This window comes from Streptomyces sp. CA-111067, assembly GCF_050956065.1.
GTDB lineage: Bacteria > Actinomycetota > Actinomycetes > Streptomycetales > Streptomycetaceae > Actinacidiphila.
In genome coordinates this window covers 2,286,432-2,300,762 of sequence record NZ_CP192103.1, presented here as the reverse complement: position 1 = coordinate 2,300,762, position 14,331 = coordinate 2,286,432, and the positions used below count along the sequence as shown (strand labels likewise).

Genomic DNA, 14,331 nt, shown 5'->3' with positions numbered 1-14,331 from the left:
GGTCAGCTCATCGCGGGCCGGGCGGGAGTGTGAGCAGGGCGGATTCCGGCCGGGAGACGGAGCCGGCGGCGTGACCTGATCGTTCCGTGCCCGGAGCGGGTGCCGTGACCGGATCGTTCCGCACCGGGGCGCGATCATGCCTGGGCGGGGCGGCCCCGGAGGAGTCAGGATCGGGTCATGACCACGCAGCAGAACGCGACGCAGAATGCCACGCAGGCCGATACGCAGGCCGACACGCGGACCAGTACGCAGGCCGTTGCTCAGGCGGGGGCCGGGGCGGACAACCGGACCGCGCTTCTCGTCATCGACGTCCAGGAGTCCTTCCGGCAGCGGGAGAGCTGGCAGGCCGCGTCCGACCCCGAGGTCGCCGTCCAGGTGGCCCGGCTGGTCGAGTACGCCAGGTCGGCCGGCCACCTGGTGGTCTGGGTGCTGCACACCGAACCCGGCAGCAACGGCGTCTTCGACCCCGCCCTCGGGCACGTCCGCTACATCGACGGCCTGGCCCCCGCGGCCGGCGAGCCGCAGCTCGCCAAGACCTCGCACAACGCGTTCACCACCACCAACCTCCAGCAGATCCTGACCGAGCACGGCATCCGCTCGCTGATCACCTGCGGCATCCGCACCGAGCAGTGCGTGGAGACCACCACCCGGCTCGGCTCCGACCTCGGCTACGACGTCACCTTCGTCTCCGACGCCACCGCCACCGAGCCGATCCCGCACCGCGACGCGCCCGCCGGCCGCCCGCTCGCCGAGGTGCTCGCCGACCCGCGCACGCTGCTGCCCGCCGACATCATCGCCAGGACCGAGTACGCTCTCGCGGGCCGCTTCGCCACCGTCACCACCGTCAAGGAGCTGACCGGATCGTGACCCGTGTGGTCTTCCTGCTCGTGCCGTGGCTGCACCTGCTCGACCTCGCGGGGCCGGCGCAGGTGTTCTCCACAGCGGCCGACCAGGGCCTCGACTACACGCTTGAGTACGTGGCCGAGCAGGAGGACGTGCCCACCGCGCAGGGCGTGGCGCTGCGGGCGGCCACCGAGCTGCCGCCACTCGGGCCCGACGACCTGATCGTCGTACCGGGCTGGCGGTCGCGCACGCTGCGGGACAACGGGGCGCTGCGGCCGGCCACGCTGGCGTGGCTGCGCGGCCACCACGAGGGCGGCGGCACGGTGGCCAGCGTGTGCGCGGGCGCTGACGCGCTGGGGAGGGCCGGGCTGCTGGACGGCCGCAGGTGCACCACGCACCACGACGTGCAGGACGAACTCGCCCGCCGGTACCCGCGGGCCGCGGTGATCCGTGACGTGCTTTATGTGGTGGACGGGCGGGTGATCACGTCGGCGGGCATCGCCAGCGGGATCGATCTCGCGCTTCATCTGGTCGCCGTCAGGCACGGACCGGGGGAGGCGGCGCGGGCCGCCCGGCAGATGGTCGTCTACGCCCGGCGCAACGGGGACGAGCAGCAGGCCAGCGCGATGCTGCGGCACCGGGCGCACTTGAGCGACGCGGTGCACCGCACGCAGGACGTGATCGACGCGCGGTTCGCCGACCGGCTCGCGCTCTCTGAGCTGGCGGCGGGGGCAGGACTGAGCGCGCGGACGCTGACCCGGCGCTTCACCGCGTCGACGGGCCGGACCCCGCTGCGCTACCAGCAGGAGCTGCGCCTCGAACGCGCCGAGCACATGATCGCCCACGGCGCGACGATGGAGGCGGCGGCCCACGCGGTCGGCTTCCAGGACCCGCGAATGCTCCGCCGCCTCCGGCGCGGCCCCGCCCACCCCGATCCCCGGCCAGCCCCCGGGTAACCCCCCGGCCCGGCGGCCCGGGGGCCCGGCATGCGCCGGGAGCGGCGTGCCACTCGGGTCAAGCGCGGGCCCGTCGTGGCTGCTCGCGCAGTTCCCCGCGCCCCTGTCGGGGCGCATCCTGGCCGGGTGGGATTGCCCCGGCTGGCGCCCGGGTGGGCCGCTGGTGCGTGGGCCGGTGGTCCGGCGACTGCCGCGGGTGGCTTGATGGTCGGGTCGTGTGCGGGCCCGTCGTGGCTGGTCGCGCAGTTCCCCGCGCCCCTGTCGGGGCACATCCTGGCCGGGAGCTTGCGGTGGCCGCATGCGATCTGCCCCGGCTTCAGCAGGGGTGCGGGGCTGTTTCTGGTGTGCGGCTGGCGCCGCGTGGGCGCGGCTTATCCCGGCTTCACCAGGGGTGCGGGGCTGTTTCTGATGTGCGGCTGGCGCCGCGTGGGCGCGGCTTATCCCGGCATCATCAGGGGCGCGGGGAACTGCGCCACCAGCCAGCCACCGGCGGGTGGTCCGGCTACTGCCGGGAGTGGCTGGGCGGTCGGGTCGTGTGCGGGGGCGATGAGTCCCGGCTTCAATAGGGGCGCGGGGAACTGCGCCACCAGCCAGCCACCGGCGGGTGGTCCGGCTGCTGCCGGGAGGGGCTGGGCGGTCGGGTCGGTGCGGGCCCTTGTGGCCTTAGGAAGCCGGGGAGACCGTCACGCTCGGGTCGTGGCGGATGGGGAAATTCACCGAGTTCGCGATGAAACACAAACCGTGCGCCTCCCCGTGCAGCGCGAGCGCCTTCTGCCGCATCTCGGGCGCCGCCACCTCCACCGCCGGGTGGAGCACCGCCTCGGTGAAGTGGCCCCCGCCATCCGGGGTTTCGGTCATCGTCGCGGTGGCCCGGTCCGCGTAGGCGGTCACCGTGACACCCCCGATCGCGCACAGGTGCAAGTACCAGAGCATGTGGCACTGCGCGATCGACGCGAGCAGCAACTGCTCGGGGTTCCAGCGCCCCGGGTCCCCCCGAAAAGCCGGGTCCGACGAACCGGGGATCACCGGCGCCGCTCCGGCGGCGAGGTCGGCGGAACGCTCGTACGCCCGGTACGTGCTCGTGCCCGCCCCGAGATTGCCGGTCCAGACGACCTGAGCCTCGTACGCGTGCAGCTTGGGCGACGGCATGGCGCGGGATCCCTTCCGTAGGCGGCCCGACGGCGGGCCGGACGCTGGAGTGCGCTGTCGTGCGCAGTCGTGATCGATTATCCGGATCGGCCCCGCCCCGGCCGCACGGGGCTCACCCCCCGTCCGCCGCCAGCGCCCTGGCCACCCCCTCCTCGTGCCGCCCCAGAAAGCGGGGATCCGGCCGCACCACCGCGTCCACCGCCGCCTTGCCCGCCGCGAGGAACTCCCGCGCGCCGCCCGCCCACCAGGTCGCGTCGTGCGGCTCGTCCACGCCCACCCCGTACGCGTCGATGCCCGCCGCCGCGCACAGCGCCAGGGCCCGCCGGACGTGGTACCCCTGGCTGACCAGGATGGCCCGCTGAACGCCGAAGATCCGTTTCGCCCGGCTGCACGAGTCCCACGTGTCGAACCCGGCGTCGTCCACGACGACCTTCGCGGCGGGCACGCCGTGCGCGGCGAGATACGTCCGCATCGCGGCCGGCTCGTCGTACGAGGTGCGGCTGTTGTCGCCGGTCACCAGGACGACCTTGATCTTGCCCGCCCGGTAGAGCCCGACGGCCGCGTCCAGCCGGTGCGCCAGGTACGGGGACGGGCTGCCGTCCCACAGCCCGGCGCCGAACACCACGGCGACCGGTTCGGCGGGCACGTCCGCCACCGTCCGCACCCGCCCGCCGGCCGACACCTGCACCCACACGGCGGGCAGCACGGCGAGCGTGCAGACCGCGGCGGTCGCCTGGACGAGCCGGCGCCGGCCGGTGCGGGTCCGTGGCCACAGCCGCCTCACGTTCCGCCAACTGGGCATGCGCATGCCGTCGTCCTCCTGAGTCCCCCCGGGGCCGCGGCCCCGTTCCCCTGTTGCCCTGACCTGACCGACGCGCGGGCGCCGGTCCGCGGTTGCCGCTCACGGCGGCGGGCCGGCCGCTGTGATGTCGCGGAAAACAGCGCGGCGGTCGTACGCAACGGGCGGGCAACGCCGGCCGGGCAGGATCGGTCCCATGACCGAGCCGCACTCCCCGGACAGCCCCGGCCGCCCGCCCCGCCCCGTGCTGGTCGCCGTGGCGCACGGCAGCAGGGACCCGCGGGCGCTGGAGACCGTACGGGCCCTGCTGGCCCGGGTCGCCGCCCGCCGCCCCGGGCTCGACGTCCGACTCGGCCACATCGAGCTGAACGAGCCGCTGCTCGACGACACGCTCGCGGCCGTCCGCGGCGAGGCCGTCCTCGTCCCGCTGCTGCTGGGGCGCGGCCACCACGTGAAGTCCGACCTGCCGGCGGCCCTGACCCGAGCGGTGCACCTGCGCGGCACGATCGCCCCGCCGTTGGGCCCGCACCCCCTGCTGGCCGAGGCGCTCCAGGCCCGCCTGGAGGAGGCCGGCTGGCAGCCGAACCCGGTCCGCGAGCTGCCGCTCGACGGCACGAGGCCGCGTGCCGCGAGCCCCGGGGACTTCCGGTTTGCCGGCCGGGAGCCGGAGCCGGGGGGTGCCGCTGATCACGGCGATCTGCCGGCCCGGGGCCCGGGGCCCGGTGCCCGGGAGCTCGACGGTCGCGGGCCGGGCAGCCCGCAGCTTGGTGAAGCAGGGCGCGGCGGCCTGCCGGCCGGGGGACCGGGGCTAGATCAGCCGTCTGCCGTCGGCCCCCGGCGCGTTGGCCTGCCCGTCGAGGGACCGGAGTTCCGACGTTCGGGTGCCGGTGTGCCGTGGCGCGACGCGGCCGGGGTGCGGGCCGGTGTGCCGTGGCTCGACGCGTCGGGGCTGTGGGCCCGGCGGGCCGGTGGCACGTCCTGGGGCGGGAGCGGGGAGCCGCAAACCCGCCGGGAGGACGCCCGCGTGCCCAGCGCCGTCGTGCTCGCCGCCGCCGGCTCGCGGGACACGGAATCCGCCGTCGACACCCGCCGCACCGCCGCGCTGCTCAGCCGCCGGCTCGGTGGCATCCCGGTCGTACCGGGGTACGCCTCCGCCGCCGCGCCAACCGTCGGCGACGCGTTCCGCGAGCTCGTCGCGGCCGGCCATCGGGCCGAACTGATCGCCGTCGCCTCCTACTTCACCGCCCCCGGCCGCTTCGCCACCCAGTCCGCCGCCGTGTCCCCCACCGCGTCCGCCGCCCCCCTCGGCGCACATCCCGCCATGGCCGAGCTGATCCTCCACCGCTACACCCAGTCCGCCACCGCCCTCCGCCACCCGGCCGCACTCGCGGTCTGACCCTCGGGGACCTGCCCGTGCGGGCCGCCGCCGTGCTCGTGGTCTGACGCCTGGCAGGCCGCCCGGCCGCGCCCCTTCGACCGGTCCGCCGCCGCCCTCGCCGTCCGACCCCCGCCGGCCCGGCCGCCCGCGCCCCTTCGACCAAGCTGCCGCCGCGCCCCCACTGACCCCCGCCCTGCCGTCCGGCCGGGTTAACGTCGGGGGATGGACGGGAATGATCGGGCGCCGCGGGTCGCGGGTGGGACGTATGAGCGGTACGGGGCCTATGGCGTGGGGGATCTGGCCCGGTATGTGGGCGAGCCGGACAAGCGGGCCGGGCGGACCGCGTTTCAGCGGGATCGGGCGCGGGTGCTGCACTCCGCCGCGCTGCGCAGGCTCGCCGGGAAGACGCAGGTCGTCGATCCCGGGGTGGGCGGGGCGACCGCCACGGACACCAGCCCGCGTACCCGGCTGACGCACTCGCTGGAGTGCGCCCAGGTCGGCCGGGAGCTGGGGGCGGCCCTCGGCTGCGATCCCGACCTGGTCGAGACCGCCTGCCTCGCGCACGACCTCGGCCACCCCCCGTTCGGCCACAACGGCGAAGTGGTGCTCGCCGAGTTCGCCGCCCAGTGCGGCGGGTTCGAGGGCAACGCGCAGAGCCTGCGGCTGCTGACCCGGATCGAACCGAAGCGGTTCGTCTCGCCGTCGCGCACGGCCACCTACCCGGCCGCCGCGCCGCGCGGCCCCGAGGGCGGCGACGCCGACGACCTGGTGAGCGTCGGCCTGAACCTCACCCGGGCCGCCCTGGACGCCGCCACCAAGTACCCGTGGCCGCGCGGCGGCCACCCCACCACCCCCGGCAGCCCCAAGTTCGGGGCGTACGAGGACGACCTGCCGGTCTTCGAGTGGCTGCGCCGGGGCGCCCCCGAGGGCCGCCAGTGCTTCGAGGCGCAGGTGATGGACTGGTCCGACGACGTCGCCTACTCCGTGCACGACCTGGAGGACGGCCTCCAGGCCGGCCACATCGACCCGCGCGCCCTGCTCGCCGCCCCCGAACGCGCCGAGGTGTTCGGCTGCGCGCTCGGCCGCTACGCCCCGCCCGGCACCGAACCGGCCGAACTGGCCGCCGCGCTCGACCGGTTGCTCGACCAGCCGTGGTGGCCCGCCCGCTACGACGGATCGGCCCTGGACCAGGCCAGGTTGAAGGACGCCGCCTCCCAGCTGATCGGCCGCTTCTGCCTGGCCGCCGAGGCCGCCACCCGCGAGCGGTACGGCACCGGACGGCTGACCCGGTACCGCGCCGAGCTGGTCGTTCCCCGCGAACAGCGGCTGGAATGCGCCGTGTTGAAGGCCGTCGCCGACCGCTACGTCATGCAGCGCGCCGCCCAGGCCCGCCGCAGGGCCGAGCAGTGGCTGCTGATCACGGAGCTGGCCGACGTCCTGCTCAGCCGCGCGCCCGACGGCCTCGACCCGCAGTTCCGCGGCATCTTCACCGCCGCCGGCGACGACCGGGCCCGCCGCCGGGCGGTCGTGGACCAGATCGCCTCGCTGACCGACGCCGCCGCGACCGCCCTGCACGCCCGGCTGACGGCCGGAACCCGCCGCGCGGCCCGCGACCGGCAGCCCCGGTGAGAGCCGTGCCCCGTACCCTCTGAAGATGACCGCCACGTCGCCGGCCCAGCCGCCGCTGCCCCCGGGGAGCACCGCCCCGAACCGGTGGATACCCGCCCGGCATATGAACGGCGCGGCAACGGACCGGCGCGGCACTCTTCCCGACGGCCCTGACGTGCGGGACGCTCGCGTATGACGAGCACGCGTACAGCAGGTTCGGTCAGGGACAACGGATCGCGGACAACAGGTCGCGGACAGCAGTCCACGCACAGGGCCGCGCACGCACAGAGCCGCGCTCGCGACAACGAACGACCGGCAGGGGAGGCGCACAGTGGTGGACGCACACCAGACCTTCGTGATCATCGGCGCGGGGCTAGCGGGGGCCAAGGCCGCCGAGACGCTCCGCGCCGAGGGATTCACCGGCCGGGTGATACTGATCGGCGACGAGCTCGACCACCCCTATGAACGTCCACCACTGTCCAAAGGCTTTCTGACCGGCAGCGCCGACCGCGACTCGGTCTTCGTCCAGCAGCCGCACTGGTACGCCGACCACGACATCGAGCTGCACCTCGGCCAGCCCGTCGTGCACCTCGACCGGGCCGCCCGCACCGTCAGGCTCGGCGACGGCACCGCGCTGATCTACGACAAACTGCTGCTGGCCACCGGCTCCGAGCCGCGCCGCCTGGACATCCCCGGCACCGACCTGGCCGGGGTGCACCACCTGCGGCGGCTCGCGCACGCCGAGCGGCTCAAGCACGTACTGACCAGCCTCGGCCGGGAGAACGGCCACCTGGTGATCGCCGGCGCCGGCTGGATCGGCCTGGAGGTCGCCGCGGCGGCCCGCGGCTACGGCGCCGAGGTCACCGTCGTGGAGTCCGCGCCGACCCCGCTGCACACGGTGCTCGGCCCGGAGCTCGGCTCGGTCTTCACCGACCTGCACACCGAGCACGGGGTGCGCTTCCACTTCGGCGCCCGGCTCACCGAGATCACCGGCCAGGACGGAATGGTGCTCGCCGCGCTCACCGACGACGGCGAGGAGCACCCCGCGCACGACGTGCTCGCCGCGATCGGCGCGGCCCCGCGGATCGCGCTCGCCGAGGCGGCCGGCCTCGCGCTGGCCGGTCCCGCGGCCGGCGGCGGCATCGCGGTGGACACCGGCCTGCGCACCTCCGACCCGGACATCTTCGCGGCCGGCGACGTCGCCAACGCCGAGCACCCGCTGCTCGGGGGCACGCTGCGGGTCGAGCACTGGGCGAACGCGCTGAACGGCGGGCCCGCCGCGGCCCGCGCGATGCTCGGCCACGAGGTCAGCTACGACCGGGTGCCGTACTTCTTCTCCGACCAGTACGACCTGGGCATGGAGTTCTCCGGGAACGCCGCGCCGGGCTCGTACGACCAGGTGGTGTGCCGCGGCGACGTCGGCAAGCGCCAGTTCATCGCGTTCTGGCTGAAGGACGGCCGGGTGCTCGCCGGAATGAACGTCAATGTGTGGGATGTCACGGAGGCGATCCAGCACCTGATCAGGTCGGGTCAACCGGTGGATCCGGAGGCGCTGTCGGACCCGAAGGTGCCGCTCGGCAGCCTCGTCTGAGACCGGTGTCAGCGGGTGCGGCTACCCTTTTGCCTGGACTGACCAGGAAGGACACCCGCAATGCCTGTCACGCGAACCGCCGTCGTACCCGTCGAGGAGATCTTCGCGCTGCGCTGGTCGGTGCTCCGCACCGGCCTGCCGCGCGAGGCCGCCGTGTACCCGGAGGATTCCCGCGCGGACACGTTCCACATAGCCGCCTACGACGAGCACGGCGAGGTGCGCGGCTGCGTGACGTTCTTCCCGGACCCCCTGCCCGGTGAGACCGCGCTCGCGTACCGCTTCCGCGGCATGGGCAGCGACCCGTCCGTGCGCGGCCAGGGCTTCGGCGCCGCCGCGCTGAACGCGGGCCTGCGCGAGTCGGCGGCCCGCGGCGCCACCCTGTCCTGGTGCAACGGCCGCACCTCGGCCACCGGCTTCTACGAGCACTTCGGCTTCACCGCGATCGGCGAGCAGTTCGTCCTGGAGCCCAGCGGCCCGCACTACGTGTTCGTGACGAAGGACCTCGACCGGTAGGACCTCGACCGGTAAAGCCTCGGCCGGTAAGGCATGGCGCGGCTCCCGGTCCCGGCCGCCGGTGTCCTGGCAGCGCCGTAGACTGCGGGAATGGCCGGCAGGATCAAGGACGAAGACGTGAAGGCGGTACGGGACGCGGTCCCGATCGACGCCGTCGTCTCCGAGTACCTCCAGCTCAAGAACGCCGGCGGCGGCAACCTCAAGGGCCTGTGCCCGTTCCACGACGAGAAGTCGCCGAGCTTCCAGGTGAGCCCGTCCAAGGGGCTCTACCACTGCTTCGGCTGCGGCGAGGGCGGCGACACCCTCGCCTTCGTGATGAAGCTCGACCACCTCTCCTTCACCGAGGCCGTCGAGCGGCTGGCCGCCCAGGCCGGCATCACCCTGCGGTACGAGGACGGCGGCTACGCCAACACCGGCCGCCAGCAGGGCGAGCGGATCAGGCTGGTCGAGGCGCACCGCGCCGCCGCGCTGTTCTACGTCGAGCAACTGGGCGGCGCCGAGGCGGAGATCGGCCGTGCCTTCCTGGCCGCCCGCGGCTTCGACCAGGCCGCCGCCGAGCACTTCGGGGTCGGCTACGCCCCGGCCGGCTGGGACCACCTGGTCCGCTTCCTGCGCGGGAAGGGCTTCACCGACCGGGAGTTGATCACCTCGGGGCTGGCCTCGGAGAGCCGCCGCGGCGGCGCCATCGACCGGTTCAGGGGCCGGCTGATCTGGCCGATCAGGGACATCACCGGCGAGGTGATCGGCTTCGGCGCCCGCAAGCTGCGCGAGGACGACCAGGGGCCGAAGTACCTCAACACCCCCGAGACCCCGCTCTACAAGAAGTCCCAGGTGCTGTACGGGATCGACCTGGCCAAGAAGGAGATCGCCAGGACCGGCCGCGCGGTCGTCGTCGAGGGCTACACCGACGTCATGGCCTGCCACCTGGCCGGGGTCACCACCGCGATCGCCACTTGCGGCACCGCGTTCGGCGGCGACCACATCAAGATCCTGCGCCGGCTGCTGATGGACAACTCCACCGCCGAGGTGGTCTTCACCTTCGACGGCGACGAGGCCGGCCAGAAGGCCGCGCTGCGGGCGTTCGAGGACGACCAGAAGTTCGCCGCCGAGACCTCCATCGCGATCACCCCCGGCGGCATGGACCCGTGCGAACTGCGGCTCGCCGAGGGCGACGCGGCGGTGCAGCGACTGATGGACGAGCGCACCCCGCTGTTCGCGTTCGCGCTGCGCTCGATGGTGGCCCGCTACAACCTGGACACCGACGAGGGCCGGGTGGCGGCGGTGGACGCGGCCGTGCCGGTGGTCGCCGCGATCAAGAACCAGGCGCTGCGCGACCGTTACGCGATCCGGCTGATCGGCATGGCCGGGATCGGCACCCAGGCCGAGGAGCAGTCGATCATCCGCCGGGTCCGTGCGATGTCCAGGGCCCGCGCGGCGGGCAGCGGCAGTACGGGCAACCGCCCGCAGTACGGGCGTGAGGGAGGCGGCCGGGGCGGCCCGTACGCGGGCGGCCCCGACCGGCAGCCGGCCGGCCCCCCCATGCAGAACTCGCCGCGCGGTCCCCGGCTCGACCTGCGCAGCCCGGCCCACCGCGTGGAGCGTGAGCTGCTGAAGCTGGCCCTCCAGCAGCCGAAACTGGTCTCCCCGGCCTTCGACGCCTACGGCGAGGACGAGTTCACCGGCCCGCCGTACGCCGCCGTGCGGCGGCTGATCGCCGAGGCCGGCGGCGTCGAGGCGGCCGACGCCGACTACCTCACCCGGGTCCGCGACGCGGCCCCCGACGACACGGTCCGCAGCATGGTCACCGAACTGGCCGTCGAGCCGGTCATGCACAAGGCCCCCGAGTTCTACGCGGGCGAGGTCCTGGTCAGCGTCCGGCTGAACGCCGTCAAGCGCCGCCTCGCCGAGGTGCACGGCAAGCAGGCCAGGCTCGCCGCCCAGGGCGTTCGCCATGACGCCGCCGAGATGGTCGCCTCGCTCGGTGAGTCGTGGGCACTGGAGCAGTACGCGCAGCGGCTCCGGCAGAGCGGCGCGGCCGGCCTCTGAGCCCGCCGGGCCGCCCGGGCCCCCGGCCGCCCGGGCCCCCGGCCGTCCCGCCCCGCCGTCCCGCCCCCGCCGGGACCTCGCCACCGCGCCCGGGACGGGCATATGTACGCGTCATCTCCGATGAGTGACCGCGCGCGGGCGATTGGTGACGTGGCGTGAAAAAGCAACCGCACGACCCTCGTGGCGCGGGGCGACCTGGGCCACACTGGGTGACGGCGCCTGAGCCTCTCCGAGCACAACGTCGCGCTCACAGCGGAGGTCGCTTCCGTGCAGACCCAGACCCACACCCAGATCCCGGTTCAGTCCAAGATCCAGGAACAGCCCGCACCGCAAGCGCACCCAGCACCGCTGACCGTGGCCGACGAAGCCGGGGCGGAGTCCCCGGCGGAGCCGCCGGGGGACCTCCCGGCGCCCAGAGTGCCGCTCCAGCGCCGGGACGAACCCCCTGACGACCCGCCGCCGGGACGGGACGAGCCGCCCGACGACGGGCCGCCGCCGCGGGAGGAGCCGGCCGGCCCGTCGGCCGACCTGTTCCGGCAGTACCTGCGCGAGATCGGCCGGATACCGCTGCTCAGCGCCGAGGACGAGGTGGAGCTCGCCCGGCGGGTCGAGGCGGGCCTGTTCGCCGAGGAGAAGCTGGTCAACTTCCCGGACCTGGACTCGCAGTTGGCCGTCGACCTGGACCGGATCGTGGTGCTCGGCCGGATGGCCAAGCGGCGGCTGATCGAGGCGAACCTGCGGCTGGTGGTCTCGGTCGCGAAGCGTTACGTCGGCCGCGGCCTGACCATGCTCGACCTGGTCCAGGAGGGCAACCTCGGGCTGATCCGCGCGGTGGAGAAGTTCGACTACGCCCGCGGCTACAAGTTCTCCACCTACGCCACCTGGTGGATCCGGCAGGCGATGTCCCGGGCACTGGCCGACCAGGCCCGGACGATCCGGGTCCCGGTGCACGTGGTGGAGCTGATCAACCGGGTGGTGCGGGTGCAGCGCCGGCTGCTCCAGGAGCGCGGCTACGAGCCGAGCGCCGAGGACGTCGGCCGCCAGCTGGACCTGCCGGAGGCCAGGATCAGCGAGGTGCTGCGGCTGGCCCAGGAGCCGGTCTCGCTGCACGCCCCGGTCGGCGAGGAGGACGATGTCGCGCTCGGCGACCTGATCGAGGACGGCGACGCCACCTCGCCGGTGGAGTCCGCGGCCTTCCTGTTGCTGCGCCAGCACCTGGACGCGGTGCTCGGCACGCTGGGCGAACGCGAGCGCAAGGTCGTCCAGTTGCGCTACGGACTGGCCGACGGCCGCCCGCGCACCCTGGAGGAGATCGGCGGGATCTTCGGCGTCACCCGCGAGCGGATCCGGCAGATCGAGTCCAAAACCCTGGGCAAGCTGCGTGACCACGCCTTCGCCGACCAGCTCCGCGGCTACCTCGAATAGTCCGGCCGCCCCGCGTGGTGCACGGCGGCGGGGTACGGGCCGACACCCGTACCCCGCCGCCGTGTTGAACGCGCCGCGGTCAGTCCACCTCGGCGACCGCCTGCGCGAACTGCGCCGCGTACAGCCGCGCGTAGGCACCCTCCGCGGCCAACAGCTCGTCGTGCGTGCCCTGTTCGACTATCGACCCGGACTCCATCACCAGGATCACGTCCGCGTCGCGGATCGTGGACAGCCGGTGGGCGATGACGAAGCTGGTCCTGCCGTGGCTGAGCTTGGCCATCGCCCGCTGGATCAGCACCTCGGTACGGGTGTCGACCGAGCTGGTCGCCTCGTCGAGCACCAGGATCACCGGGTCGGACAGGAACGCCCGTGCGATGGTGATGAGTTGCTTCTCACCCGCGCTGACGCCGGTGCCCTCGTCGTCGATCACCGTGTCGTAGCCGTCGGGCAGGGTGCGGATGAAGCGGTCGGCGTGCGCCGCCCTGGCCGCCGCCTCGATGTCCTCGCGGGTGGCCTTCTCGCTGCCGTAGCCGATGTTGTCCGCGATCGAACCGCCGAACAGCCAGGTGTCCTGGAGCACCATGCCGATCGAGGAGCGCAACTCCTCGCGGGACATGGCCGACACGTCGGTGCCGTCCAGGGTGATCCGGCCGCCGGACACCTCGTAGAACCGCATCAGCAGGTTGACCAGGGTGGTCTTGCCCGCGCCGGTCGGACCGACGATCGCCACCGTGTGGCCCGGTTCGACCTTCAGCGACAGGTTGTCGATCAGCGGCTTGTCAGGGACGTAGCGGAAGGACACGTCCTCCAGCGACACCCGGCCGTGCAGCCGCTCCGGCCTGGCCGGCGCCTTCGGCTCCTCCGACTGCTCCTCGGCGTCGAGGAGTTCGAAGACCCGCTCGGCCGACGCGACCCCTGACTGGATCAGGTTCGCCATGCTCGCGACCTGCGTCAGCGGCTGGCTGAACTGCCGCGAGTACTGCACGAACGCCTGCACGTCACCGATGGACAGCGCGCCCGACGCGACCCGCAGGCCGCCGACCACCGCCACCAGGACGTAGTTGAGGTTGCCGATGAACATCATCAGCGGCTGGATGGTGCCGGAGATGAACTGCGCCTTGAAACCGGACTGGTACAGCGCCTCGTTCTCCTCCGCGAAGGTCTCCGCGGACTCCTTGGCCCGGCCGAAGACCTTCACCAGCGAGTGCCCGGTGTACATCTCCTCGATGTGCCCATTCAGCTTGCCGGTGGTCTTCCACTGCTGCACGAACTGCGGCTGCGCCCGCTTGCCGACCCGGGTCGCCACCAGCAGCGTCAGCGGCACCGTTACCAGCGCGACCAGCGCCAGCAGCCAGGAGATCCAGAACATCATCGCGATCACGCCGACGATGGTCAGCAGCGAGTTGATCAGCTGGCCCATGGTCTGCTGCATGGTCTGGCCGATGTTGTCGATGTCGTTGGTCGCCCGGCTGAGCACCTCGCCGCGCGGCTGCTGGTCGAAGTACGACAGCGGCAGCCGGGACAGCTTGTCCTCCACGTCGGAACGCAGCCGGTACACCGACCGGTTGATCACCTTGATGGCGGTGCGACTCTGCACCAGGCTCAGCAGCGCGGAGCCCAGGTAGACCCCCAGCGCCAGCAGCAGCACCATCCCGATCGCGTGGAAGTCCATGCCCTGGCCGGGCGTGAAGTGGATGCCGCCCAGCATGTCGGCGACGCCGCCCTTGCCGTGCTCGCGCAGGTTGTCCAGCGCCTGCTGCTTGCTGACGCCGTGGATCTGGCCGCCGATCACCCCGGCGAAGATCAGGTCGGTGGCCCGGCCGAGGATCTTGGGCCCGGTGACGGCGAGCGCGACGCTCATCGTGCCGAACGCCAGCACCGTCATGAGCAGGACGCGGTCGGGCCGCATCATCCGCAGCAGCCGCTTCAGCGAGCCGCTGAAGTCCATCGACCGCTCGACCGGCCCGCCGCTCATGAAGCGCGCAGGGCCGCCCATCGGACGCGGCGGCCGCTGTGCGGCCTT

Annotated in this window: 11 protein-coding genes; 8 read left to right on the top strand and 3 right to left on the bottom strand. The window is 73.5% G+C overall.

What is annotated here, in order from left to right; all coding sequences use genetic code 11:
* Positions 1 to 177: 177 nt before the first annotated feature.
* Both ACQPW6_RS10025 and ACQPW6_RS10020 read left to right on the top strand, forming a co-directional pair.
* Entirely contained in the window at positions 178 to 867 is a 690-nt protein-coding gene (locus tag ACQPW6_RS10025) for a cysteine hydrolase family protein (protein ID WP_433889217.1), read from the top strand.
* Positions 864 to 1,799, top strand: coding sequence for a GlxA family transcriptional regulator (locus tag ACQPW6_RS10020; RefSeq protein WP_433889216.1), 936 nt, complete (start codon positions 864 to 866; stop codon positions 1,797 to 1,799). Before ACQPW6_RS10025 ends, ACQPW6_RS10020 begins: the two co-directional genes overlap by 4 nt.
* Before the next feature lie 663 nt (positions 1,800 to 2,462).
* On the opposite strand, the gene ACQPW6_RS10015 is transcribed toward ACQPW6_RS10020, so the two are convergent.
* Together ACQPW6_RS10015 and ACQPW6_RS10010 are read right to left on the bottom strand one after the other, a co-directional pair.
* Positions 2,463 to 2,948 (bottom strand): OsmC family protein, encoded by a 486-nt coding sequence (locus ACQPW6_RS10015; protein WP_433889215.1) that lies wholly within the window; start codon positions 2,946 to 2,948, stop codon positions 2,463 to 2,465.
* Between the two features lie 112 nt (positions 2,949 to 3,060).
* Entirely contained in the window at positions 3,061 to 3,756 is a 696-nt protein-coding gene (locus ACQPW6_RS10010; RefSeq protein ID WP_433889214.1) for a SanA/YdcF family protein, read from the bottom strand.
* A gap of 187 nt (positions 3,757 to 3,943) precedes the next feature.
* On the opposite strand from ACQPW6_RS10010, the gene ACQPW6_RS10005 reads away from it, so the two are divergent.
* From ACQPW6_RS10005 to ACQPW6_RS09980, 6 genes are all read left to right on the top strand, one after another.
* Positions 3,944 to 5,143, top strand: a complete 1,200-nt coding sequence (locus ACQPW6_RS10005) for a sirohydrochlorin chelatase (RefSeq protein ID WP_433889213.1) — start codon at positions 3,944 to 3,946, stop codon at positions 5,141 to 5,143.
* A 204-nt stretch (positions 5,144 to 5,347) separates the two neighbouring features.
* Positions 5,348 to 6,754 carry a deoxyguanosinetriphosphate triphosphohydrolase gene (locus tag ACQPW6_RS10000; RefSeq protein WP_433889212.1) on the top strand — a complete coding sequence of 469 codons (1,407 nt, stop codon included), beginning with the start codon at positions 5,348 to 5,350 and terminating at the stop codon, positions 6,752 to 6,754.
* A gap of 310 nt (positions 6,755 to 7,064) precedes the next feature.
* Positions 7,065 to 8,324 carry an NAD(P)/FAD-dependent oxidoreductase gene (locus ACQPW6_RS09995; RefSeq protein WP_433889211.1) on the top strand — a complete coding sequence of 420 codons (1,260 nt, stop codon included), beginning with the start codon at positions 7,065 to 7,067 and terminating at the stop codon, positions 8,322 to 8,324.
* Positions 8,325 to 8,384: 60 nt separating this feature from the next.
* Complete coding sequence (locus ACQPW6_RS09990; protein ID WP_433889210.1) at positions 8,385 to 8,837, top strand: GNAT family N-acetyltransferase; 453 nt, start codon at positions 8,385 to 8,387, stop codon at positions 8,835 to 8,837.
* Positions 8,838 to 8,927: 90 nt separating this feature from the next.
* On the top strand, positions 8,928 to 10,883 hold the full coding sequence (gene dnaG, locus ACQPW6_RS09985; RefSeq protein ID WP_433889209.1) for a DNA primase: 1,956 nt from the start codon (positions 8,928 to 8,930) through the stop codon (positions 10,881 to 10,883).
* Positions 10,884 to 11,150: 267 nt separating this feature from the next.
* Positions 11,151 to 12,308: an RNA polymerase sigma factor gene (locus tag ACQPW6_RS09980; RefSeq protein WP_433889208.1), complete on the top strand. Its 1,158-nt coding sequence runs from the start codon at positions 11,151 to 11,153 to the stop codon at positions 12,306 to 12,308.
* A 79-nt stretch (positions 12,309 to 12,387) separates the two neighbouring features.
* On the opposite strand, the gene ACQPW6_RS09975 is transcribed toward ACQPW6_RS09980, so the two are convergent.
* Positions 12,388 to 14,304, bottom strand: a complete 1,917-nt coding sequence (locus tag ACQPW6_RS09975; protein ID WP_433894480.1) for an ABC transporter ATP-binding protein — start codon at positions 14,302 to 14,304, stop codon at positions 12,388 to 12,390.
* Positions 14,305 to 14,331: the final 27 nt, after the last annotated feature.